22 protein-coding genes are annotated in these 24,178 nt (G+C 71.4%); 19 read left to right on the top strand and 3 right to left on the bottom strand.

Annotated features, from left to right (window positions below; all coding sequences use genetic code 11):
- The first annotated feature begins 3 nt into the window (after window positions 1–3).
- A complete protein-coding gene (locus OG700_RS17460; RefSeq protein WP_405614565.1) occupies window positions 4–552 on the top strand; it encodes a YbjN domain-containing protein in 549 nt (182 codons plus the stop codon).
- Window positions 553–611: 59 nt separating this feature from the next.
- Here OG700_RS17460 and OG700_RS17455 read toward each other — a convergent pair whose 3' ends face one another.
- Both OG700_RS17455 and OG700_RS17450 read right to left on the bottom strand, forming a co-directional pair.
- Window positions 612–1,868: a hypothetical protein gene (locus OG700_RS17455; RefSeq protein WP_405621773.1), complete on the bottom strand. Its 1,257-nt coding sequence runs from the start codon at window positions 1,866–1,868 to the stop codon at window positions 612–614.
- Between the two features lie 175 nt (window positions 1,869–2,043).
- Window positions 2,044–3,261, bottom strand: coding sequence for a pyridoxal phosphate-dependent aminotransferase (locus OG700_RS17450; RefSeq protein WP_405614563.1), 1,218 nt, complete (start codon window positions 3,259–3,261; stop codon window positions 2,044–2,046).
- 777 nt (window positions 3,262–4,038) lie between these two features.
- Here OG700_RS17450 and OG700_RS17445 point away from each other — a divergent pair.
- The 6 genes from OG700_RS17445 to fbaA all read left to right on the top strand — a co-directional run bounded on the left by OG700_RS17445 (window position 4,039) and on the right by fbaA (window position 10,100).
- On the top strand, window positions 4,039–4,557 hold the full coding sequence (locus OG700_RS17445; RefSeq protein WP_405614562.1) for a DUF2617 family protein: 519 nt from the start codon (window positions 4,039–4,041) through the stop codon (window positions 4,555–4,557).
- A 96-nt stretch (window positions 4,558–4,653) separates the two neighbouring features.
- Window positions 4,654–6,333 (top strand): polyamine aminopropyltransferase, encoded by a 1,680-nt coding sequence (locus OG700_RS17440; protein WP_405614560.1) that lies wholly within the window; start codon window positions 4,654–4,656, stop codon window positions 6,331–6,333.
- 93 nt (window positions 6,334–6,426) lie between these two features.
- On the top strand, window positions 6,427–7,323 hold the full coding sequence (locus OG700_RS17435; RefSeq protein WP_405614558.1) for an SRPBCC domain-containing protein: 897 nt from the start codon (window positions 6,427–6,429) through the stop codon (window positions 7,321–7,323).
- A gap of 44 nt (window positions 7,324–7,367) precedes the next feature.
- Window positions 7,368–8,186 (top strand): aldose 1-epimerase, encoded by an 819-nt coding sequence (locus OG700_RS17430; RefSeq protein WP_405614556.1) that lies wholly within the window; start codon window positions 7,368–7,370, stop codon window positions 8,184–8,186.
- A 231-nt stretch (window positions 8,187–8,417) separates the two neighbouring features.
- The gene (gene pyrE, locus OG700_RS17425) at window positions 8,418–8,963 is read left to right on the top strand and encodes an orotate phosphoribosyltransferase (protein ID WP_405614554.1); all 546 of its coding nucleotides are present in this window, start codon (window positions 8,418–8,420) and stop codon (window positions 8,961–8,963) included.
- A gap of 105 nt (window positions 8,964–9,068) precedes the next feature.
- A complete protein-coding gene (gene fbaA / locus OG700_RS17420; RefSeq protein ID WP_405614552.1) occupies window positions 9,069–10,100 on the top strand; it encodes a class II fructose-bisphosphate aldolase in 1,032 nt (343 codons plus the stop codon).
- Between the two features lie 268 nt (window positions 10,101–10,368).
- Here the strand turns inward: fbaA and OG700_RS17415 are convergent, their stop codons facing one another.
- A complete protein-coding gene (locus OG700_RS17415) occupies window positions 10,369–11,019 on the bottom strand; it encodes a hypothetical protein (protein ID WP_405614550.1) in 651 nt (216 codons plus the stop codon).
- Window positions 11,020–11,186: 167 nt separating this feature from the next.
- Here OG700_RS17415 and OG700_RS17410 point away from each other — a divergent pair, with 167 nt between their 5' ends.
- The 12 genes from OG700_RS17410 (at window position 11,187) to OG700_RS17355 (ending at window position 24,174) form a co-directional block, all read left to right on the top strand.
- A complete protein-coding gene (locus tag OG700_RS17410; protein WP_405614548.1) occupies window positions 11,187–12,689 on the top strand; it encodes an MFS transporter in 1,503 nt (500 codons plus the stop codon).
- 117 nt (window positions 12,690–12,806) lie between these two features.
- Entirely contained in the window at window positions 12,807–13,220 is a 414-nt protein-coding gene (locus OG700_RS17405; RefSeq protein ID WP_405614546.1) for a DUF3151 domain-containing protein, read from the top strand.
- A gap of 211 nt (window positions 13,221–13,431) precedes the next feature.
- The gene (locus OG700_RS17400) at window positions 13,432–14,244 is read left to right on the top strand and encodes a DUF3152 domain-containing protein (protein ID WP_405614544.1); all 813 of its coding nucleotides are present in this window, start codon (window positions 13,432–13,434) and stop codon (window positions 14,242–14,244) included.
- A 92-nt stretch (window positions 14,245–14,336) separates the two neighbouring features.
- Window positions 14,337–15,182: a tryptophan 2,3-dioxygenase family protein gene (locus OG700_RS17395; RefSeq protein WP_405614542.1), complete on the top strand. Its 846-nt coding sequence runs from the start codon at window positions 14,337–14,339 to the stop codon at window positions 15,180–15,182.
- Entirely contained in the window at window positions 15,175–16,482 is a 1,308-nt protein-coding gene (kynU, locus tag OG700_RS17390; protein WP_405614540.1) for a kynureninase, read from the top strand. The genes OG700_RS17395 and kynU overlap by 8 nt, the downstream gene beginning before the upstream one ends.
- A 103-nt stretch (window positions 16,483–16,585) precedes the next feature.
- Entirely contained in the window at window positions 16,586–17,134 is a 549-nt protein-coding gene (locus tag OG700_RS17385) for a YciI family protein (RefSeq protein ID WP_405614538.1), read from the top strand.
- Window positions 17,135–17,224: 90 nt separating this feature from the next.
- The gene (locus OG700_RS17380) at window positions 17,225–18,490 is read left to right on the top strand and encodes a serine hydrolase domain-containing protein (protein WP_405614536.1); all 1,266 of its coding nucleotides are present in this window, start codon (window positions 17,225–17,227) and stop codon (window positions 18,488–18,490) included.
- Window positions 18,491–18,666: 176 nt separating this feature from the next.
- Window positions 18,667–19,572 (top strand): alpha/beta hydrolase family protein, encoded by a 906-nt coding sequence (locus tag OG700_RS17375; RefSeq protein ID WP_405614534.1) that lies wholly within the window; start codon window positions 18,667–18,669, stop codon window positions 19,570–19,572.
- Between the two features lie 78 nt (window positions 19,573–19,650).
- On the top strand, window positions 19,651–20,529 hold the full coding sequence (locus OG700_RS17370) for an NAD(P)H-binding protein (protein WP_405614532.1): 879 nt from the start codon (window positions 19,651–19,653) through the stop codon (window positions 20,527–20,529).
- Window positions 20,530–20,667: 138 nt separating this feature from the next.
- The gene (locus tag OG700_RS17365; protein WP_405614530.1) at window positions 20,668–22,032 is read left to right on the top strand and encodes a sensor histidine kinase; all 1,365 of its coding nucleotides are present in this window, start codon (window positions 20,668–20,670) and stop codon (window positions 22,030–22,032) included.
- Window positions 22,029–22,688, top strand: coding sequence for a response regulator (locus tag OG700_RS17360; protein WP_405614527.1), 660 nt, complete (start codon window positions 22,029–22,031; stop codon window positions 22,686–22,688). The genes OG700_RS17365 and OG700_RS17360 overlap by 4 nt, the downstream gene beginning before the upstream one ends.
- Window positions 22,689–22,875: 187 nt before the next feature.
- Window positions 22,876–24,174, top strand: coding sequence for a cytochrome P450 (locus OG700_RS17355; protein ID WP_405614524.1), 1,299 nt, complete (start codon window positions 22,876–22,878; stop codon window positions 24,172–24,174).
- Window positions 24,175–24,178 lie beyond the last annotated feature (4 nt).

Here is a 24,178-nt window from a genome sequence, read left to right as displayed (position 1 = left end):
GCGATGACTATCGACCCGTCCTCGATTCCGAACTTCGGGGCTCAGCCCCAACCGCAGGCTGCGGGAACGGCGGGCCCTGTCGTCCCCGACCAGGATCTGGTCAAGCAGCTTCTCGATCAGATGGAGCTGAAGTACGTCGTCGACGACGAGGGTGACCTCGCGGCGCCGTGGGAGGAATTCCGTACGTACTTCATGTTCCGCGGCGAGGGCGACCAGCAGGTCTTCTCCGTACGGACGTTCTACGACCGGCCGCACGCCCTTGAGGACAAGCCCAAGATCCTCGACGCGATCGACGACTGGAACCGCCGCACGCTGTGGCCCAAGGTCTACAGCCACGTGCACGAGGAGGAGGACGGCGGCCCCACCACCGTCCGGCTCATCGGCGAGGCCCAGATGCTGATCGGTACCGGGGTCAGCCTGGAGCACTTCGTGTCGTCGACCGTCAGCTGGGTGCGGGCGTCGATCGAGTTCGACAAGTGGATCGTGGAGACCTTCGGTCTGACGCCGGCCGAGGAGAAGCCCGCCGAGGAGAAGCCGGCCGACGACGCCTGACGACGCCGACGACGCCCGACGGTGCCCGTACGAGTCGCCGGCCCTCGCGCCGCTCGCCTCTACAGCGGCATCGGAGCCAGCGTCAGCAGGTACGTCCCGTAGCAGCACGACAGCCCGGCGAGAGCCGCGATCACCACGATCGCCGCTCTCGGCCGGGCTTTCGTCAGCGCGCACGCCAGCGGGAGCAGCAGCGGGAACGCGGGCAGCAGGAAGCGCGGCTTGGACTCGAAGTAGCCGCCACCGCCGAGCGCGATCAGGAGCAGCACCCCCGTGTACACGAGCAGGGGCAGCGGTGGGCGGTTCTCCCGGTCCACGACGAGCAGCGCGAAGAGCAGCACGGCCGCGCCGATGATCAGCGCGGTCGAGGTGGAGGCGAGTTCGCGGGGCCGTAGCGCGACGTCCAGCGCGTTGCCCAGGTTGTCGGCGCCGAAGTCGAAGCGGGACCGCCAGCCGGCCTGTACGGCGAAGTAGCCGCCGAGCGGATCGCCGGTGCGTACGCCCACCCAGATCACGTAACCGCCCCAGCCGAGCGGCGCGACGACGGTCGAGGCCCAGAGCCGCCAGGGGGCGTGTCCGCGGCGCTTGAACAGTTCGTACGCCGCCGCGACGCACACCGCCGCCGCGATCGCGACCCCGTTGGGCCGGGACAGGCCCGCGAGCGCGGCCAGCGAACCCGCCCACAGCCAGCGGCCGGTGAGCACCGCGTACAGGGAGAAGGCGGCGAAGGCGGTGAGGAGCGGTTCCGTGTACGCGAGGGAGAGCACGACCGAGTGGGGGAGCAGGCCCCACAGGAGTACCAGGACGGCCGCGGTGGTGCGGCCGTGGAGGCGTTCGCCGAGCAGGAAGATGCCGAAGGCGGCCGCCGCCGCGGCGGCCCAGGAGAGCAGCAGGGCGGCGGTGCCGCCGCCGATCGGGAGCACGGTGGTGACGGCGCGTACGAGGCCGGGGTAGAGCGGGAAGAACGCCAGGTCGCTGTGGACGGCGCCGCTGGCGAGGTGGAGCGTGTGGCCGTAGCCGTCGGCGGCGATCCCGGTGTACCAGCGGGAGTCCCAGGTGCGGCTGAGGAGTTGGTACGGGGACCGGCCGATGTGCTCGGCCCACAGGCACAGGACCAGCAGGCCGGTGAGCCGGGCGGCGGCGAACAGCGCGAGCGCGAGGGCGGCGCGGCGCAGGGCCGAGGCGAGACGGGCGGCGCGCCGGCGGCGGTGGGCAAGGGGCGTGAACGTGACGGCCGGGTGGCAGGTGGCGGGTGGTGCGGTGTCGGCGGGTCTCGCCGTGTCGGATGCGTCGACGGTGTCGAGCGTGTCGGCGGACAGGGGGCACCTCCGGGCGCGCGTGATCGGTCGAGCCGACCTTCCGCGCCGCTCGCGGGGCGCGCGACCGCTGGCCCGCCGACCGGGTACGAAGCGGTGCCGTACGAGGGGTGTGCGGGACGGGGCGGCGTGTCGGCGTGACAGGCGGGCGCCCACCGGGCCGCGCGGCGCCCCCGCCTCACCCGGCCAACGTCTTCAGCCGCCCCACCGCGTCCGCCAGCACCTCCGTGCGCTTGCAGAACGCGAAGCGTACGAACGGCGCGCCCTGCTCCCGGTGGTCGTAGAAGACCGCGTTCGGTACGGCCACCACACCGCAGCGCTCCGGCAGCGCGCGGCAGAAGGCGAAGCCGTCGCTCTCGCCGAGCGGGCGGATGTCGGTGGTGACGAAGTAGGTGCCCGCCGGCCGGTAGACCTCGAAACCGGCCGCGGCGAGCCCCGCCGACAGCAGGTCGCGCTTGGTCCGCAGGTCGTCGCGCAGCTCGGCGAAGTAGCTGTCCGGCAGGCGCAGCGCCTCGGCGACGGCGTACTGGAAGGGGCCCGCCGAGACGTACGTCAGGAACTGCTTCGCGGCCCTGACCGTGCTCACCAGCTCCGGCGTGGCCGTCACCCAGCCGACCTTCCAGCCGGTGAACGAGAAGGTCTTGCCGGCCGAGCCGATGGTGACCGTGCGCTCGCGCATGCCAGGGAAGGAGGCGATGGGCAGGTGTTCGCCGTCGAAGACCAGGTGCTCGTAGACCTCGTCGGTGATGACCAGCAGGTCGCGTTCGACGGCGAGCGCGGCGACGGCCGCCAGTTCCTCGCGGGTGAGGACCTTGCCGGTCGGGTTGTGCGGGGTGTTGAGGAGGATCAGTCGGGTGCGGGGGGTGACGGCGTCGCGCAGTTCGTCCAGGTCCAGGTGGTACGCGCCGTCGTGGGGCCGCAGCGTGACGGGGACGCGGGTGCCGCCCGCCAGGGCGATGGAGGCGGCGTACGAGTCGTAGTACGGCTCCAGGGCGATCACCTCGTCGCCGGGCTCGACCAGGGCGAGCAGCGACGCGGCGATCGCCTCGGTGGCGCCCGCCGTGACCAGCACCTCGGTGTCGGGGTCGTACGTCAGGCCGTACCGCTTCAGCTGGTGGCCGGCGATCGCGGTGCGCAGCTCGGGGATGCCGGGGCCCGGCGGGTACTGGTTGCCGCGGCCGTCGCGCAGGGCGCGTACGGCCGCCTCCCGGACGGATTCGGGGCCGTCGGTGTCGGGAAAGCCCTGGCCCAGGTTGATCGCGCCGGTCCGGACGGCCAGCGCCGACATCTCGGCGAAGATCGTCGTCCCGAACTCCGCGAGGCGTCGGTTGAGCAGGGGGCGGCGGTGTGCCGGGGCGTCGTTCGCGGCGGGTGTCCGGGGATTCGTGGCGGTCATGGCGGCCATCCTGCGCCGAAGCTCTGGACTTGCTCAAGTCTGCTTTGGGCTCGCGGGGCGAGGGGCATCCCCCAGTCACATAAGAAGACGGCAAGAAAGCCGATCACTGGCGAAGCCGGTCCCGCGACGGGGCGGGGGCCTCGCTACGGGGGAACAGAAAGACGGTGAAGACCATGTGGGTTGTGGGGTTGGCCTTCGGATTTCTCGCACTGATGGTTGTCGTGTTCCTGATCGCGCTGGGCTCTTTCTCGAAGAGCCTGCGAGCACGAAACCGTCGCCACGTCAGTCCCGCCGGCCGGCGCTCCGGCCGCGGCGGCGACGCTGGTGGTGGCGGCGACGCCGGTGGTGGTGGTGGCGACGGGGGCGGGTGGGTCTCGGGGGACAGCGGAGGTTCGTCGTCGTGCGGTGGAGGTTCGTCCTCCTGCGGCGGTGGCGGCGGGGGGTGCGGCGGAGGCAGCTGACACGGGGCAGCTGGTCCGCGGTCATTGAGGGTGCCCGGTGGGATGAACTTCCGCCGGGCATCCTCACGTTGATCCCCCGTCGACTCTATGAGCGGTATTTCATTGAACAGTTGAACTGGGGTGCCCCCGAGGGGATGGAAACTACGCCAAGTTGGGTAAAAACGCTGTGAGCGTCCCTTACTTCGTGATTCTCTCGCTGTTGAGATTTTCCAGCCCCCGGACCTTGGGCCTCGAACCTCGGACCTTCGCGCGGAGCCGAGCAGACGATCTCCTACTTCCGTCAGTTCTCAGTTCTCGTGTTTTGCGGAGCCGACCCATGCTCAGAACTCTCCACACCGCCTACACCGACACCCGTGCCGCCGATCTGGCCTGGGCGCTGGGGCGCGAGCCGCTGCCCGCGCTCGCCGTCCTCGATCTCGAACTCAGCGGCGCCAAGGTCCAGATGAGACTTCTCGGCGCCTCCCACCAGGTACTTCTTGAGGAGGAGCAGGGCAGTTGCTCCGAGACGGTGGCCTGCATCCCCGGCAGCAGTACGCCGCTGCCGCTCGGCGTGGCCGAGCGCGTCGGGGGGTGGGAGTACGAATTCGCGGCGCGCGTCGAGACGTTGTCGCAGGGCTCGTTCGCGGGGCGCGCGCAGGAACTGCTCGCACTGGTCGCCGACCATCCGAACGGGCTCGCGGGTACGTTTCCGGGTGATCCGCACGCGTTCACGGCGATGCTCGTGCAGCGTCACGAGGGCCAGGTGTCCTGGCGTACCTGGCACGCGTATCCGCAGGAAGGGGCGCTGGTGGTGACCCGGACGCGGGTGGGGGTGCGGGTGCCGGTCGGGCTGTAGCGGGGTGGGCGGGGGCCGGGGCGGGAACGTGTGAGCTCCGCTTACCACCCTTGTGGGTGACAACCCGCACGGAAGTAGTGACGTAGCGTTACTGGAATGATCGACCAGTCTGTGGTCGCGCCGCCGGACAGCGCGGCGCGACTGCCCGTCCGACCGAGCGCGGGTCGCTTCCTGATCCTCGCCGTGGTCTTCGTGTGCGCCGCGTGCGGACTGGTGTACGAGCTGGAGCTGGTCGCCCTCGCGTCGTATCTGATCGGGGACTCCGTCACACAGGCGTCGGTCGTGCTGTCCCTGATGGTCTTCGCGATGGGCCTCGGCTCGCTGCTCGCGAAGCGGCTGCGCTGCCGGGCGGCCGTCGGATTCGGTCTGGTGGAGGCGGCGCTCGCGCTGCTCGGTGGCTGCTCGGCGCTGGTGCTGTACGCGACGTTCGCCTGGATGGGCGAGTCGCGGTACGCGCTGATCGGCTTCTCGCTCGCCATCGGGATCCTCATCGGCGCGGAGATCCCGCTGCTGATGACGCTCATCCAGCGCGTCTCCCGGCAGGACGCGGGCGGCACCGTCGCCGATCTCTTCGCCGCGGACTATGTGGGAGCGCTGGTCGGCGGGCTGGCCTTTCCATTTCTGCTGCTGCCGTGGTTCGGGCAGTTGACCGGCGCGCTGCTGACCGGCGCGGTCAACGTGGTGGCGGGCGGGGCGCTCGTCCTCTGGATCTTCGGGCGCGATCTGACGGGTCGTGAACGGGGGCTGCTGCTGCTGGTGAACGTGCTGGTGCTGGCGGTTCTGGGCACCGCCGCCGTCCTGGTGGACGACTTCGAGCGGGCCGCGCGGCGCGCGGTGTACGGGGACGGGGTGCGGGTCGCCGTACAGACCGACGTCCAGGAGGTCGTCCTCACGGGCGGGCGGGGCGGGCCGCTGGACCTGTATCTGGACGGGCGGCTGCGGGTCAGCGAGCGCGACGAGTACCGGTATCACGAGGCGCTGGTGCATCCCGCGATGCGCGGTCCGCACGCGCGGGTACTGATCCTGGGCGGCGGGGACGGGCTCGCGGCGCGCGAGGTTCTGCGCTATCCGGACGTCCGTTCGGTCACGCTGGTCGAGCTGGACCCCGGCGTCGCGCGCCTGGCCCGTACGGACCCGGCGCTGGCCGGGCTGAACGCGCACGCGCTTGACGACCCTCGGATCCGGGTGGAGTACGCGGACGCGTTCGCCTGGCTGAGGGGGCGGGGCGGGACGGGGGCCGCCCGAGCGGCGTACGACGTGGTGATCTCGGACCTGCCGAACCCCGGCATCACCCCGAGCACGAAGCTCTACTCGGAGGAGTTCTACGGGCTCGCCTCGCGGGTGCTCGCCAAAGGCGGGCGGCTGGCCGTGCACGCGGGGCCGCCGGCCGTCCGGCCGCGTACGTACTGGACGGTCGACGCGACGCTGCGGGCGGCCGGATTCGCTACGAGTCCGTACACCGCGACGGGGCGGGTGTCCGGTTTCGGGGCGGGGCCGGACCGGTCCCACGACGGGAAGAACGCGGGCGAGGACGCGGGCGAGGACGCGGGTGAGGACGGGAGTGGAAGTGCGGGCGGGCGTGCCCGTGCGCGGGCGGACTGGGGATTCGTCCTCGCCGCCGTGGGCAGGGCGCCGACGGTGGGACTGGCCCCGGACGCGCCCCCGCTGCGCTCGCTGGCCCCGCCGGTGCTGGAGGCGGGCGTCCTCGGGGCGGAACGCACCCGGTTGCGCGGCATGCCACCGTCGACGCTGGTGCATCCGCGGTACGCGGGATGACGGACGCGGTGGTGGGAGGTGGAGGTGGGTGACGGGTGGCAGTTGTGTGCGGAGGGGCGCCTGAAGCGGCGGGGCTGAGTAGGCTCGGATCCCATGGAGTATGAGGTGTTCATTCCGGTTCCGGCTGAGACCCTCCGCGAGGCGCTGCGGGACCACGCCCGCGTCGCGCGCTGCGTCCCCGGACTCCAGCAGGACGCGGACGCGTCGGCGCGCCCCCTCTCGGGCCGCCTGAAGGTCCGTGTCGGCGGCCACACGATCACGTACCGCGGCGCGCTGACGCTCACGGAGCGGGCGGGCGCCTTCACGGCGAAGGGCGAGGGCACGGAGGTACGGGGTACGGGCTCCGCCAGGCTGACCGTCCGCGTCAGGCTGTCGGAGACCGCCGGCGGTACGACGGTCGCCTTCACGGCGACGTCGACGGCGCAGGGCCGCCTCGCGGACATCGCCCCGGCGACATCGGACGCGACGGCCCGCAGACTGCTGGACCGTTTCGCGGCGGAGCTGGGGAAGCCGGGTATCGCGCCGGAGCCGGAGGAGACAGTCGGTACGGCCGGGCAGGCCCCGGACGTACCGGCCCCCGACGCGGACGCGGCCCCCGAGGCCGACGCGGCCCCCGACGTCCCAGGCCCCGACGTCCCCGGCGACCCCGATGTCCCCGGCGACCCCGATGTCCCCGACCCCGGCCCGCTCGACGCCCCCGTGCCGCCCTCCGCGCTCGACGCGTCCGCCGAGTTCGGGGCCACCACATCGGGGAGCGGGGACTTTCTCGTCCCCCTCGATCCGCCCGCCGAGGCCGCGCACGCCCGGCGGACCATGATCGGGCGCAGTGCGGAGGAGGTCGACCACGCGCCGCCGCGTGGACGGTACGCACCCGAGCAGGTCCCCGACGCCGGGGGCGCCGGTGCCGCGCTGCGGTGGGTGGCGCCGGCCGCCGCGCTCGCCATCGCGGGGGCCGTCGTCGTGGGACGCGCGCTGCGGCGCAGGCGCTGAGCGGAGGGTCTGCCGGACAGACCCTCGCCGGTTAGGGTCATGGAGTGAGTACGGACACGGACCAGAAGCGCGAGATCCGACTGGCGGCCGGCGACGCCGAGTTGACCATCCACCCGGCGAACGGCTGCCGCGTCGCGAGTCTGCGCGTCGGCGGCACCGAACTGCTGCGCCAGGGCGACCGGTACGGCTGCTTCCCGATGGTGCCCTGGTGCGGACGGGTCGAGGACGGGCGGTTCCGCAACGGCGGCGAGATTCACCAACTGCCCCTGAACTCCCCGCCGCACGCCATTCACGGCACCGGCCGCGACACCTCCTGGCGCACGGCGCGCAAGGGCGCGAGCGAGGCGGCGTTCACGTACGAGCTGGCCGACCCCTGGCCGTACACCGGCCGGGTCACGCAGCTCTTCGAGCTGACCGGGGACTCGCTGACGCTCACGCTGGGCGTCGAGACGTACGACGACTCCTTCCCCGCGCAGGCGGGCTGGCACCCGTGGTTCCTGCGCCATCTCGACGGCGGTACGGCCGACGAGGACGCCGTACGGCTCGACTTCACCCCCGGGTGGCAGGAGGAGCGGGGCGCGGACCATCTGCCCACCGGACGTCGTATCGAGCCGCTGCCCGGCCCGTGGGACGACTGCTTCGGCTTCCCCGACGGGGTCGACGCGACGCTGACCTGGCCGGGGCGGCTCGAACTGAAGGTGACCAGCCACGCCGAGTGGGCGGTGATCTACGACGAGCAGGCCGAAGCGGTCTGTGTGGAGCCGCAGTCCGGCCCGCCGAACGGGCTGAACACGACACCGCGCCTGGTCACACCCATCGACCCGCTGGAGATCCGGGCGGCCTGGAGCTGGCGCAGGCTCTGAGGAGCGCCCGAATCCGCCGGACAGGGCCTGGGTGTGTTGCGAAGGTAGCGCCGTCCGCCCGAGGGGCGGGGCCGACGGCGTCTGGTGCGTGCGATCGCAAGGCGGAGGATCGTTCTCGTACTGGGCGTACTTGGATGATTCCGACAACGCGGCGAGTGCGCGTGCCAGGCGTCGTCGGCCAGGCGGGACTTTCGAAACACGCCCTAGGGGTCGGCCCGTAAGCTCAGGGCCATGACTGACGTACGCGCTGACCTGCTCCAGCAGATCAAGGACAAGGCCGTGGTGCACGGCAAAGTGACCCTCTCGTCCGGTATCGAGGCCGACTGGTACATCGATCTGCGCCGCATCACGCTGGACGGGCAGGCCGCGCCGCTGGTCGGTCAGGTCATGCTCGACACCGCCGCCGCCGCCGGTCTCGACTACGACTGCGTGGGCGGGCTGACGCTCGGCGCGGACCCCGTCGCGACGTCGATGCTGCACGCGTCGGCGGCGCGTGGTGAGCGCCTGGACGCGTTCGTCGTACGTAAGCAGGGCAAGGCCCACGGCATGCAGCGGCGTATCGAGGGCACGGATGTGAAGGGCCGCCGCTGTCTGGTCGTGGAGGACGTGTCGACGACCGGCGGGTCGCCGCTGACCGCGGTCGAGGCGGTACGTGAGGCGGGCGGCGAGGTCGTCGCCGTCGCGGTCATCGTCGAGCGCGGTGCCGCGCCCGCCGTCGAGGCCGCCGGGCTGCGCTATGTCAACGCGTACGCGCTGGACGAGCTGGGCCTGGCCTGAGCCTCACCGCTCGGACAAGAGTCTGGAAAGATGGAGGCGACAATGACGTCGCCCCCAGGTCAGGGACAGAGCACCTCACACCCGCACATCACAAGGAGCGGCCCGATGCCCATCGCAACCCCCGAGGTCTACGCCGAGATGCTGGACCGGGCGAAGGCAGGCAAGTTCGCCTACCCGGCGATCAACGTGACCTCGTCCCAGACCCTGCACGCCGCGCTGCGCGGTTTCGCGGAGGCCGAGAGCGACGGCGTCATCCAGATGTCGACCGGTGGTGCGGAGTTCCTTGGCGGTCAGTACAACAAGGACATGGTGACCGGCGCGGTCGCGCTCGCGGAGTTCGCGCACATCGTGGCCGCGAAGTACGACATCACGGTCGCGCTGCACACCGATCACTGCCCCAAGGACAAGCTGGCCACGTACGTGCGCCCGCTGCTCGACGTGTCGGCCGAGCGCGTCAAGGCCGGGCGGAACCCGCTCTTCCAGTCGCACATGTGGGACGGCTCCGCCGAGACCCTGGCCGACAACCTCGCCATCGGCGAGGAGCTGCTGGCGCAGGCCACCGCCGCGAAGATCATCCTTGAGGTCGAGATCACCCCGACCGGTGGCGAGGAGGACGGCGTCACGCACGAGATCAACGACTCCCTCTACACCACCGTCGACGACGCGCTGCGCACCGCCGAGGCGCTGGGCCTGGGCGACAAGGGCCGCTACCTGCTGGCCGCGTCCTTCGGTAACGTGCACGGCGTCTACAAGCCGGGCAACGTCGTGCTCCGTCCAGAGCTGCTGAAGGACCTCCAGGAGGGCGTGGCCGCCAAGTACGGCAAGCCCGCCGGCAGCCAGCCCTTCGACTTCGTCTTCCACGGCGGCTCCGGTTCCTCGGCCGAGGAGATCGCGACGGCGCTGGAGAACGGCGTCGTGAAGATGAACCTGGACACCGACACCCAGTACGCGTTCACGCGGCCCGTCGCCGACCACGTACTGAAGAACTACGACGGCGTGCTGAAGGTCGACGGCGAGGTCGGCTCGAAGAAGCTGTACGACCCGCGCACGTGGGGCAAGCTGGCCGAGGCGGGCATGGCGAAGCGCGTGACCGAGGCGTGTGCGGCGCTGCGGTCGACGGGTACGCGGCTCAAGTAGGCAACTGCCGCAAGGCTGTTCAGCGGGCCCGACACCTCTTGGGGTGTCGGGCCCGCGGGCTGTTCACCCGCCGACCGCTCGGCCGGGTGCGGGCCGGTGGGTGGTTGTCCTCAAGCGCCGGACGGGCTTGGTGGTTGCGGTGGGCCGGGTTGGCTGGACCGGGTCCGCGTGGTGGCGGGGTCTGTCCTTAAGCGCCGGACGGGCTTGAAATCCGCCGGCCCGGCGATGGGTTGACGCGCCCGCGACGCCGCGCTCCGGCGCGAGCTGGTCAGGTGAGGCTGAAGAAAAGTGTGTCCTGGGTGTACCAGCCGACATTCTTCGTGGAGTCCTCCCATTCCTCGTGCTCGAACTCAAGCTTTTCGATGAGCTCCTGGACGTCGTACCGGAAGTCGGGGTCCAGCCGGTCCAGGACGGCGCGGTAGGCATCGGCGGCGGGCTTGGTCATGGCGAGCGGCAGGTGGCCGATGGCGGGATAGCCGTCTATGGAGTGCGGGATGAACGGGAAGTCGTCGGGCGGCCCGTAGAAGAGGTATCCGTGGGGCAGCAGGTCGGCGGGCACGCCGAGGCGTCGCATCTCGTCGTCGACCAGGCCGAAGAACGTCGAGGGTTTCGAGTACGTGCCCAGATTGGACGGGTCGGACGCGTTGTGGTCGATGATGTGCTGCAAAGCGGAGTTGTAGGCGTTGCCCGCGCGCTCCGCGACCGAGTCGGTGCGTCCGGCGATGAGGTGATCGAGTGCGTCGGGGATGGACAGGCCCCAGTCGACGCCTTGGTGATCGAGGTTGTCCTGGTGGGTCTTGGCGGCCTCGCGCATCATGTCGAGAATGCGTGGCTGGTCCCCGGTCAGGTTGCCGTCGCAGCCCAGATAGGCCAGGACGTCCGCCTTGTCCGCGGTGGAGTACGCGATGTTGTGACTCATGATCGCAATCATGCCCAACGGCACTGACAACCGGTGATGTGGTGCCTCGTGGGAGCGGTTCGACGGCTACGGCGCTGATGGGTACGGCTACGGCGCCGACTGCGACAGCGCGACGGCCGGACGGTGTGAGACGCGCGGCCTCAACGGGCACGGGGGATGATCCCCCTATGGACATCAGGCTGGGCACGGCCTCGGGCCGGTGGATTGTGCTGACGACGGTGCTCGGTTCCACCATGGCGCTGCTCGACTCGACCGTCGTCAATGTCGCCCTGCCGCACATCGGCAAGGATCTCGACGCGGACCTGGCCGACCTTCAGTGGACGGTCAACGCGTACATGCTCACGCTCGCGGGGCTGATTCTGCTCGGGGGGTCGCTCGGGGACCGGTACGGGCGGCGGCGGATCTTTGTGCTGGGGATCGTGTGGTTCGCCCTCGGGTCGCTGATGTGCGGGGTCGCGCCCAATGCCGAGGTGCTGATTCTGGCGCGGGCGCTGCAAGGGGTGGGTGGTGCGCTGCTGGTGCCCGGGTCGCTGGCGTTGATCCAGGCGAGCTTCCATCCGGACGACCGGGCGCGGGCGGTGGGGCTGTGGTCCGGGCTCGGGGGTGTGGGCGCGGCGATCGGGCCGTTCGTGGGCGGGTGGCTGGTGGACGGTCCCGGCTGGCGGTGGGTGTTCCTGCTGAACGTGCCGCTGGCCGCGATCTGTGTGCCGGTGGCGCTGCGGCACGTACCGGAGTCGCGGGATCCGGCGGCGCACGGCCGGTTCGACGTGCTCGGCGCGGTGCTGGGCGCGGTCGCGCTGGGGCTGGTGACGTACGCGCTGATCGCGAAGGTGTGGTGGGCGGGGGCCGCGGGGGTGCTGGTGGGCGTGGCGTTCGTGGTGCTGGAGCGGCGGCGGCCCGATCCGATGCTGCCGCCGTCGATCTTCGCCTCGCGGCTGTTCACGTCGGTCAACCTGGTGACGCTGTGCGTGTACGCGGCGTTCGGCGGGTTCTTCTTCCTGGTGACGTTGCAGCTCCAGGTCGTCGCGGGCTACTCGGCGCTCGGCGCAGGGACGGCGCTGCTGCCGACGACCGTGCTGATGCTGCTCTTCTCCGCCCGGTCGGGCGAGCTGGGCGCGAAGATCGGGCCGCGCGTCCCACTCACGGTGGGGCCGCTGCTGTGCGCCGGCGGGCTGCTGCTGATGCTGCGGGTGGGCGGTGGCGCGGACGCGTCGTACGTACGGGACGTACTGCCCGCTCTGGTGGTGATGGGGCTCGGCATGGTGACGCTGGTCGCGCCGCTGACCGCGACGGTCCTGGCGTCCGTCGACAGTTCGCGCGCCGGTCTGGCCAGCGGCATCAACAACGCGGCGGCGCGGGCGGCGGGTCTGCTGGCGGTGGCCGCGCTGCCGCTGCTGGCGGGCATGGGGCCGGAGGTGTACCGCTCGCCGGCGCAGTTCGACGCGGCGTTCGACCGGGCGATGCCGATGTGCGCGGGGGTGCTGGTGCTGGCGTCGCTGATCGCCTTCACGGCGGTGCGGACGCCGCGGGCCGAGCCCGGCGGGGCGGCCGAGGCCGCGCCCAGCGTGCCCCAGTGCAAGGTGAACTGCGGGCTCTCGTCGCCGCCGCTGGAGCCGACCGCGGTGCGCGAGGGGGCGGCGGAAGGGGGCGCGTCGACGGCGGACGCGTAGGGGCGCGCAGGGGAGCGCACGGGTGCGTCGTCGGCAGCGGGATCCGGGACCGCGATTGCCGGTGGCAAACCCGCACCACTGCCACGGAATCCGGCGCGACCTGGGACACTCGGAAGTATGGCCATCCATAAAGATCTTCTCGGGGGACCGCCCCCCACGCACCTGCCCGACGACCCCGAACCGCGCGAGCTGCTCGCGAACGGGACGGCGCCCGCCGACGTCGCGGCGAAGTATCCGACCTCGTCGCTCGCCTGGGCCCAGCTCGCCGACGACGCGTTCGAGAACGGCCGGGTCGTGGAGTCGTACGCGTACGCCCGTACCGGCTACCACCGCGGTCTGGACTCCCTGCGCCGCAGCGGCTGGAAGGGGCACGGCCCGGTGCCGTGGGAGCACGAGCCGAACCGCGGCTTCCTGCGCGCCCTGCACGCCCTCGCCCGCTCCGCGCAGGCGATCGGCGAGCACGAGGAGTACGAGCGCTGCTCCGGTTTCCTGCGGGACTCCTCGGCGGCGGCGGCCGACACCCTCGGCTGAGCGTCCGGACCGAGCGTCCGGGCCGAGCCCGTCGGCAGCTGTTCCGCACCTGATTCGCACCTGATTCGCGCGACGTCGCAGGTCCGTGGCCGTCTGAAAGGCTACGGACCTGCGGCATGCGGTCGCTAGGCTCGTACACGCCATCGAATCCGGTAGGAGGTCCCGGCACCCTCTCTCCCCGACACCGGCCGTAACAGGGGAGACGTCCGCCTTGGGCAAGCGTGTTGAGGCCCGGCGCCGTTCGTTCACCCGCGCCGTACTGCTCGGCGGGTGCCTGACGGCACTGCTCATCGGCGGCGGCGCGGCCCTCGCGGGCCGGCCGGATGCCGGTCCCACGGCCGAGGCGGAGCCCCGCGAGGACGAGGCGCCCACGGCCGAGCCACCCAGGACCGAGGCGCCCACGACGCCACCCCCGGCTCCCACCCCCACCCCCGAGTCCACGCGCCCCATCCCCGTCCCGGCGCACGGCCCCGGCACCTTCACCACCGCCCGGTCCGCCGGCTCGCGCGTGGGCTCCGGTGGAACGGTGCGCCGCTACAAGGTCCAGGTCGAGAACGGCATCGACCTCTCCGAGCGGGCCGCCGCCGTCGAGATCGAGACAATTCTGGCGCACCCCCGCGGCTGGACCTCCGACGGCCGTCACTCCTTCCGGCTCGTCGGCTCCGGACCGTCCGACTTCGACGTCAAGATCGCGACGCCGGGCACGGTGGACCGGATCTGCGGCGCCGCCGGTCTGCTCACGCGCGGCGAGGTGAACTGCACCGTGGGCCGCACCGTCGTGGTGAACCTCAAACGGTGGGTGCTGGGGTCCGAGCAGTTCGACGGGCCGGTCACCGAGTACCGCGCGCTGATCATCAACCACGAGGTCGGCCACCGCATCGGCCGGGGCCATGTCACCTGCGGCGGCGCCGGCAAGCCCGCCCCGGCGATGATGCAGCAGATCAAGGGGCTACGCGGCTGCCATGCGAATGCCTGGCCGTACGCGGAGGACGGGACGTACATCACAGGTCCGGCGGTGCCGTGAAGACGGGATTATGATGCCGAGAGGGGACCGGAGCTCCGAAGCGATACGGAAGGGGCGGACCGCTACCCGGTAGCAATATCGAGGAGACAGAGATGTCGCAGCACCCCGATGCCTCCGGAGCCGGTTCGGATGCCCCGAACCTCGACTTCGCGGGTACGACCCCGTACGAGGACTACGTCCAGGCGGACGTCCTGACCCATCTCCAGCACCCGATGTCCGACGATCCGGGCGAGATGGTCTTCCTGGTGACCACCCAGGTGATGGAGCTGTGGTTCACCGTCATCGTCCACGAGTGGGAGACCGCGTCGCGCGCCCTGCGCGAGGACCGGGTGCCGGTCGCGGTCGACGCGCTGAAGCGGTCGGTGCGCGAGTTCGAGGCGCTGAACGCGTCGTGGACGCCGCTGAGCCGGCTGACGCCCGTGCAGTTCAACTCGTACCGCAGCGCGCTCGGTGACGGCTCCGGCTTCCAGTCGGCGATGTACCGGCGGATGGAGTTCCTGCTGGGCGACAAGTCGGCGTCCATGCTCGTACCGCACCGTGGCGCGCCGCGTGTGCACGCGGAGTTGGAGAAGGCGCTCCAGGAGCCGAGCCTGTACGACGAGGTGCTGAGCCTGCTGTCCCGGCGCGGGCTGCCGGTGCCGGCGGAGGCGCTGAACCGGGACCTCACGCTGAAGTACGAGCCGTCGACGGCGGTCGAGGAGATCTGGGCCGGGGTGTACGCGGAGCCCGACCAGCACGGTGAAGTCATCAGGCTGGGCGAGGCGTTGACGGATGTCGCCGAGCTGGTGTGGCGATGGCGCAACGACCATCTCGTGGCGACGCGGCGGGCGATGGGGTCCAAGACCGGGACGGGCGGCTCGGCCGGGGTGGCGTGGCTGGAGAAGCGCGCACAGAAGAACGTGTTCCCCGAGCTGTGGACGGCGCGCAGCCATGTCTGAGTCGTCGGTGGTCTCACAGGCGCTGTTGAAACATGCCGCCGCACTCGACGCGGCCGACGAACTGGGCGCGCACCGAGAGCTGTTCGCGCTCGACGACGACTCCGTCTACCTGGACGGCAACTCGCTCGGGGCGCTGCCCCGGCACGTTCCCGCGCGGCTCCAGGACGTCGTGGCCCGGCAGTGGGGCGAGCTGCGTATCCGGTCCTGGACCGAGGGCGGCTGGTGGACCGCGCCGGAGCGGATCGGCGACCGGATCGCGCCGCTGGTCGGCGCGGGGCCCGGCCGGATCGTGGTCGGTGACTCCACAAGTGTCAACGTCTTCAAGGCCGTTGTGGCCGCCGCGCGGATCGCGGGGGAGGGCCGGGACGAGCTCCTGGTCGACGCGGCGACGTTCCCCACGGACGGGTACATCGCGGAGTCGGCGGCGCGGATGACCGGCCTGCGGGTGGTGCCGGTCGCAGCCGGGGACATGGGGAGCGCCGCCGGACCGCGTACGGCCGCCGCGCTCGTCAACCACGTCGACTTCCGTACGGGCAGGCTCCACGACCTGCCCGGCATCACGGCGGCGCTGCACGGCGCGGGCGCGCCGGTGATCTGGGACGTGTGCCACAGCGCGGGCGCGCTGCCGGTCGGACTGGACGAGCACGGCGTCGACCTGGCGGTCGGCTGCACGTACAAGTACCTGAACGGCGGGCCGGGTTCACCCGCCTTCCTGTACGTCTCCGAGCGGCACCAGGCGGCCTTCGACTCCCCGCTGCCCGGCTGGACCTCGCACGCGGACCCGTTCGCGATGACATCCGGCTACGCGGCGGCGGACGGCGCGACACGCGGCCGGGTCGGCACGCCCGACATCCTCTCCATGCTGGCGCTGGAAGCGGCGCTCGATGTGTGGGAGGGCGTCTCGCTGGAGGTCCTGCGGGCGAAGAGCCTGGCGCTGACGGACTTCTTCCTCCGGTGCGTGGAGGTGTACGCCCCGGCGGGCCGGGTCAGCTCGCTGACGCCGGTGTCGCACGCGGAGCGCGGCAGCCAGGTGGCGCTGCGCTGCGCCCAGGCGCCCGCGGTGATGGGGGAGTTGATCAGCCGCGGCGTGATCGGCGACCTGCGCCGGCCGGACGTGCTGCGGTTCGGTTTCACGCCGCTGTACGTGGGCTTCCGCGACGCGGAGCGGGCGGCGCGGGTGCTGGGGGAGGTGCTGGGAGAGATCCCGGCGCGGGACATGGCGCGGGACATGGCGCGGGACATGGCGCAGGACATGGCGGAGGTCCCGGCGGAGGGGACGGGGGAGGACGTGCGGGCCTGAACGGGCCGGTGGGGCGGGGGCCGACGGGGCGACGGTGGTCGACGGTGGTCGGCGGTTGTGACCTCCGCCCCGGTGCCGCGCGTGGTGCTGAGAGACTTCGAGCATGGAATTCCTCTGTTACCACCGTGATCGGCCCGGTTCCCTCGCGTTGCGTGAAGAGTTGCTGGAAGAGCACCGGTCCTACATGGACGGGTACGCGGCGGAGATGATCGCCCGTGGGCCGACCATGGACGGCGACGGCGAGACGCCCACGGGCAGTGTGCACATCCTCGACCTGCCGGATGTCGCCGCTGCCCGCGCGTTCGCCTTCGACGAGCCCGGATACCAGGCGGGCGTGTACCGCGACGTGTTGCTGCGGCGGTGGCGCAACACGCTGGGGCGCACCATGTGGGAGTTCGCCGGGGGCGCCGAGGAAGGCGACCGGTATCTGGTGCTCGGGCTCGGCTCGGGGCCGGCGGTGGACCTCGAACTGCCCGCTGATCAGGATGAGTTGATCGCGTACGGGCCGCTGCTGTCCGACGACGGCGTCACCTGGGTGGGTACGGCGGCGCTGCTGCGGGCGCCGGACGCGGAGACGGCTCGCGCCGTGTTGACTTCGCGGGGGTACGCCGAAATCGAGGTGCGCCACTGGCAGTTCGGCGGGCGGTCCTGACCTGTGGCGCGGTGGTGGTGCTATCCCCACCGCCATGACGGGTGCCTCCTTCATGGATCGGGGATGTCCCACGGACCAAGCTTGACGACCATGAACTCCCAGTCGAAGGACTCCAGTCGACCCCGGCTGCCCGTGGTCACCGCGCTCGTCACCGCCGCCGTCTGTGCCGTGTCCCTCGGGGTGTCCGCCGGGCCCGCCCCCGCCCAAGAGGGCGGCGAGGGCGGTGGCGGCCGGGACTCCGTCGGGGCCGCGCTGTCGCAGAAGCAGTTGCAGCGTGAGGTGAACCGCACGCTGAAGGAGGCCGGGTACGTCGGCATCTCCGTACAGGTGCGTGACGGACAGCGCCGTACGTACGCCGTCGCCGGGGAGGCGGAGTTGGGCACCGGGCGGCCGGTGTCGCACGCGGCCGACTTCCGTGCGGCCAGCGTCACCAAGACGTTCGTGTCCACGGTCGTCCTGCAACTCGTCGCGGAGGGGCGGCTGTCGCTGGACGACACCGTGGAGGACTGGCTGCCCGGCGTCGTGACGGGCAACGGCAACGACGGCAGCCGCGTCACCGTGCGGCATCTGCTCCAGCACACCAGCGGGATCTACAACTACGACGTCACCGAGGACACCGGCAACACTGCCGCTGACTTCGAGCGGACCAGGTTCGACCACCACGACCCGCGGGACATCGTGGCCGGGGCGATGAAGCACCGGCCGGACTTCGACCCCGCCGACCCGAACGACCCCGAGCCCCGATGGAGTTACTCGAACCCCGGCTACCTGCTCGCCGGGATGATCATCGAGGAGGTGACGGGCAAGTCGTGGGACACGGAGGTCCGTGACCGTATCGTCCGCCCGTTGGGGCTCACGCAGACGTACGCACCCGGTGACGACCCGCGTCTCAAGGGGCCGTACACGCACACGTATCAGCAGCTTCCCGGGTCCACCGGCATGACGGACACCAGCATTCGCAACGTGTCGCAGGCGTCGGCCGCCGGGGAGTTGATCTCCGGTGAGCGCGATCTGGACCGGTTCCTGACGGCCCTCCAGCGCGGCAGGCTGTTGCCGCCGGCCGAGATGGCCGAGCTGCGCAAGGTCGTGCCGGCGGCCGAGAAGTTCCAGGTGATCTTCCCCGGGCTGCACTACGGGCTCGGGGTGATGCGGCAGCCACTGCCCTGCGGTGGATTCCGCTGGGGGCACGCCGGTGACCTGGAAGGGGCGACCATCAGGACGGCCGTCAGTGAGGACGGGCAGCGCTCCGTCGTCATCAACGCGAGCGGCAAGATGTCGAACGACGAGTGGCTGATGGGTGCGGAGAAGGTCGTTCAGGCGCTGCTCGACCGCGCGGTCTGCGGTGCGGACCGGTAAGGACTGGTGGGGGACCGGTAAGGACCGAAGAGGGGCCGGTGATGTCGGGGGCGCGGCGGCGTGGCCGTGGCCGGGGCGGCGGGGTGAGACCGGGGCCGTAAACCTGCGGCGTGGATGCTGGTAGCGTCCCCGCTGATCAGGTCAATTCGGGTCTCTCATCGAAAGGTTGGAGCAGCGTGTCGGATTCCGCCGCCCATGATTCCGCCGCCGGCTCCACCGACGTCGCCGCGGTCGCCCGTGACCTCGCGGAGTCCGAGGCGCTGTTCTCGCGCCCGAGGGTGGAGCCGGACGTCACCGCGGCGTACGGGCAGCACCCTGATCAGGTGGTCGACTTCTACGCGCCGCGCGGCGGGCGCGAGGGGGTGCCGCTGGTGGTCGTGCTGCACGGCGGGGCGTGGCGCGCGGCGTACGACCGGTGGCATCTGACACCGTTCGCCGGCTTCCTGGCCCGGCGCGGGTTCGCCGTCGCCAACGTGGAGTACCGGCGGGGGAGCCGGGGCGATGACGGGTCCGGGGCCGCGGCCGGGCGGTGGCCCGAGACGTTCGACGACATCGCCACGGTGATGGACGCGCTGCCCGCGCTCGTCGCCGACGCGCTGCCGCAGGCCGACCCGCGCCGGATCGTGGTCACCGGGCACTCCGCCGGTGGCCATCTCGCGCTCTGGGCCACGGCGCGGCACGTGCTGCCCAAGGGGTCGCCGTGGCGGCTGGACGCGCCCCCGCGGCTGCGCGGTGTCGTCGCGATCGCGCCCATCGCGGACTTCGGCACCGCTGTCGAGTTGGGTGTGTGCGGCGGAGCCGTCGTACAACTCCTCGGTGGGGAGGGTGAGTTGAAGGCGCGCGGGGACAGTGCGGACCCGTCGGCCCTGCTGCCCACCGGGATCGCCACGGCCGTCGTACAGGGCCGGGACGACATCGTCGTGCCGCAGGCTGTCGCCGAGGCGTATGTCGACGCCGCCGCCAGGGCCGGTGAGATGGTCGGCATCACGTTGCTGGAGGACGTCGGGCACTTCCCGCCGATCGACCCCGGGGCGGACGCGTGCGCGGTGGTGGCCGAGGAACTGGCGCAGCTCGCGTACTGAGGCGCACTGAGGTGTGCCGAGGTGCGGCCGGCGGGCTTGCGGACAGAAGCTGACCGCAAGCACTCCTACCTTCGGACCATGACGAACAGCGCGAACGCGGACCAGAACCGGAACCCGAACCCGAACCCGAATCAGAACGTGAACCTTGTGGCGGGCGCCACCGGCACCGTCGGCCGGCAGATCGTCCTCGAACTGCTCGCCCGCGGCCACACCGTACGCGCCCTGACCCGCGACCCCGCCAAGGCCGACTTCCCCGCAGGTGTCGAGGTCGTACGCGGCGACCTCGCCGATCCGGCGTCACTCGTCCCCGCCCTGGAGGGAGTCACCGGCCTGCATCTGATCACCTTCGACGGCGGCCTCTTCGCGCCGCTTCAGACCGGTCCCGAGATCGTCGCTCTGGCGGCCGGGGCCGGAGTGCGCAGGATCACCGTGCTCAACGGCGGCGGCGACACCCCGCTTGAGGACGCGGTCAAGGCGGGTCCCCTCGCGTGGACCGTGCTGATGCCCGTCGAATTCATGGCCAACGCGCTGGAGTGGGCGGAGGGTGTCCGCGCCGACGACACCGTGCGTGAGCCGTTCGTCGGCCGGCTGAGCGCCATGGTCCACGAGGGCGACATCGGTGCCGTCGCCGCCGTCGCGCTCAGCGAGGACGGGCACGGCGGCAAGTCGTACCTGATCACCGGGCCCGAAGCGCTGACGATCCAGGACAAGGCGGACACGCTGGCCGGTGCCCGCGGCCGGAAGATCGAGGTGGTCGAGCTGACCGAGGCGCAGGCCGTCGAGCAGTGGCGGGCGGCCGGGCAGCCCGAGGAAGTGATCGGCTTCCTGCTTGAGGTGTACGGGAACACACCGCCCGAGGGCCGGACCCCGATCGGCACGGTGGAGGAGGTCACGGGGCGTCCGGCACGTACGTTCGCGCGGTGGGCGGCCGATCACGCCGACGCGTTCAAGGGGTAGCTCACGGGGAGTGCTCGGGCGACCGCGTATAGCTCTCGCGGGGGTCTTCGGGCGCCCTTGTAGTACCTGGGAGGGACGGGAAGGGATCCCTATCACTGGTGACGACCGGTGCCCGTCCCTCCCCTTACCTTTGAAAACGTGACCAACACGCAGACGAAGACGCCGCAGACGCCGAAGACCGCGACCGGGAAAGCCCGGACCCCTGAGTTCCGACTGGCCGTGAGCGTGCTCGGGGGCCTGCGCCAGGACCTCTTCCACGACGCCTTCGCCTATCGGCCGCTGCCGCGGATGCGGACGGACGGCCCGATCGTCCGTCGGCTGCCCCTTCGGATACGTGAGCATGCGGGCTGGCTCCCGCATGCCGTGGTCGTCGGCTGCGCGCTGTTCGCGCTGTTCGTCGGGATGGCCAACGGCTCGGGGCTGGATGTGATCACGGTGGCGCCGGTCCTGCTGGTGCTCGTCAGGCCCGTCGTGGCCTGGTGGCTGGCTCTTGCCGTCACCGCACTCACCGGGGTGACGGGTTCCTACTACGCCGACTGGCCTTGGAGTGTCGCCGCCTTCGCCTCGTATCTCTTTGTGATGACGATCGTGGCGATACGGACCAGCCCCCGCACCGCGGGCTGGATGTGGGTGCTCACGCTGGTGTACGGGATGTTCGTCGAGACCTTCCTCGGCCGGTACGAGTACGGCTCCACCACCGCGCCCATGCTCGTCGTCTCCGCGCTCGTGCTGATGACGGTCTCCGCCGTGCACATCCGCCGCAACGCGAAGCAGGAAGTCGCGGTGCAGCTGAGTGTCACCGCGGTCGAGCGCAGCAGGCGCACGCTCCTCGAAGAGCGCACCACCATCGCCCGCGAGCTGCACGACGTCGTCGCGCACCACATGTCGGTCGTCGCGATCCAGGCGGAGGCGGCGCCCTACCGCGTCGAGAATCCACCGCCGGAGCTGGAGAAGGCCTTCGCCACCATCCGGGAGAACGCCGTCGCCGCGCTGACCGAGCTGCGCCGCGTGCTCGGGGTCGTACGGGCCGAGGGCTACGACGCCCCCGACGCCCCGCAGCCGACTCTCGGCGATCTCGACGGGCTGCTCGCCAATGTCCGCGAGGCGGGTCTGACCGTGGAGAAGGGGGTCACCGGAGCGGTCCGGGAACTGCCGCAGGGCGTCGAGCTGTCGGCGTACCGCATCATTCAGGAAGCACTCAGCAACGCCCTGCGGCACGCGCCGGGGGCGACGGCGAAGGTGGAGGTCTCCTATGTGCTCGGCGGGCTCGGGCTGCGGATCGTCAACACGCCGCCACAGGGGCTCGTGAAGCCTTCGCCGGGTGCCGGGCACGGCATCACGGGGATGCGGGAGAGGGTGAGCATGCTGAACGGCGAGATGACGGCGAGGCCGCTGGCGGACGGCGGCTACGAGGTGGCGGCGTACATACCGGTCGCCACCCAGGACATGGACGAGGACGGGCCCGAGGCCGCGCCTGCGGAGACGGACGGGAAGTCGTCATGACGATCCGGGTACTGATCGTCGACGACCAGGTGATGGTCCGCGAGGGCTTCTCCGTACTGCTGAACGCGATGCCGGACATCGAGGTCGTCGGCGAGGCGGTGAACGGCCGCGAGGCCGTCACGCAGGTCGCGGCCCTCGGCCCCGACGTCGTCCTGATGGACATCCGGATGCCCGAGCTGAACGGCATCGAGGCGACACGGGAGATCGTGGCGGCGGACGCGGACGCGAAGGTGCTCGTCCTGACGACCTTCGACCTGGACGAGTACGTGTACCAGGCGCTGCGGGCGGGGGCCTCCGGCTTTCTGCTCAAGGACGCGTCGGCGCGTCAACTGGCCGACGGCGTCAGGGTGGTGGCGTCCGGCGAGGCGCTGCTCGCGCCCACGGTGACGCGTCGGCTGATCACGGAGTTCTCCAAGCTGGCGGAGTCCCCGCGCCCACCGGCACTGGCACAGATGGGGGAGCTGACGGAGCGCGAGACCGAGGTGCTGGTCCTGATCGCGCAGGGACTGTCCAACGCGGAGATCGCCGGCCATCTCGTCGTGGCCGAGTCCACGATCAAGACCCATGTGAGCCGCATCCTGGTGAAGCTGGGGCTGCGTGACCGCACGCAGGCGGCGGTGTTCGCGTACGAGGCGAGGCTGGTCACTCCGGGGTGATCACTCGTTCGCGTGCCCGGACCGAAGAGGACGGGCCGTCCGGGCGCGGGTTCGTCGTGCTGGTCTGCGCCTGACAGGAGGTGCGCCATGACCGCTACGGCAGAACGCACAAGGGCTACGTCAGGTAGAACGAGGTCCGTCGAGCTCTGCCCTATGAGCCGGGGGAGCGGATCAGTAGCGTGCAGACATGGCAGCCTCTTCCGATTCCTCCCGCGGCCCGTCTTCCTCCCGCGGCCCGTCTTCCTCCCACGGACCGTCTTCCTCCCGTGGCCCGTCCACTCCCGCCGCGTCCTTCGACCCCTGGTCGCCCGGCTTTGTCGCCGATCCCTATCCCGTCTACGCGGAGCTGCGCGACCGTGGCCGGCTCCATTACTTCGAGCGGTCGCGGCAGTGGCTGATCCCCCACCACTCCGACGTGTCGGCCCTGCTGCGGGACCGGCGGCTGGGGCGGACCTATCTGCACCGCTTCACGCACGAGGAGTTCGGCCGTACGCCGCCGCCCGAGGCGCACGAGCCGTTCCACATCCTCAACGGCAACGGGCTGCTGGACCTGGAGGCACCGGACCACACCAGGATCCGGCGGCTGGTGTCGAAGGCGTTCACACCGCGCAGGGTCGAGGTGCTTGCCCCGACCGTGCAACGGCTCGCCGCCGAGCTGGTGGGCGGGCTGTGCGCGGCGGGCGGCGGTGATCTGCTCGCCGAGGTGGCGGAGCCCCTGCCGGTCGCCGTCATCGCCGAGATGCTCGGTATCCCGGTGGCGGACCGGGGGCTGCTGCGGCCCTGGTCGGCCGACATGTGCGCGATGTACGAGCTGAATCCGACGGAGGAGGCGGCGCGGCGGGCGGTCCGGGCGTCGCTCGAATTCACTGACTACCTGCGGGAGTTGATCACCGCCAGGCGGGCCGCGCCCGGTCCCGATCTGCTCTCCGCGCTGATCGCGGCGCAGGACGAGGGGGACCGGCTGAGCGAGCAGGAGACGATCTCCACCTGCGCGCTCCTGCTCAACGCCGGACACGAGGCGACGGTCAACACCACAGCCAACGGCTGGTGGACGCTGTTCCGCCACCCCGAGCAGCTGGCGGCCCTGCGGTCCGGGGAGGCGTCGTTGTCCACAGCTGTGGAGGAGCTGCTGCGGTACGACACACCGCTCCAGCTGTTCGAGCGGTGGGTGCTCGACGACATGGAGATCGACGGCACGCTCGTGCCACGCGGCGCCGAACTCGCGCTTCTCTTCGGCTCGGCCAACCGCGACCCGGCCCGCTTCCCCCACCCGGACACCCTCGATCTCACCCGCGCCGACAACCCCCATGTGACATTCGGCGCGGGCATCCACTACTGCCTGGGTGCGGCGCTCGGGCGGCTCGAACTGAGCGCGTCGTTCGGTGAGTTGCTGCGCCAGGCGCCGACGCTGCGGCTCGTCGCGGAGCCGGAGTGGAAGCCGGGGTATGTGATCCGGGGGCTGAAGGAGCTGCTGGTGGAGGTGTGACGCC

Origin of the sequence: Streptomyces sp. NBC_01508 (assembly GCF_045040315.1) — a bacterium.
Taxonomy (GTDB): Bacteria; Actinomycetota; Actinomycetes; order Streptomycetales; family Streptomycetaceae; genus Streptomyces.
Note: the sequence above shows the minus strand (reverse complement) of the source record. Positions and strands in the feature narration are given on the sequence as shown.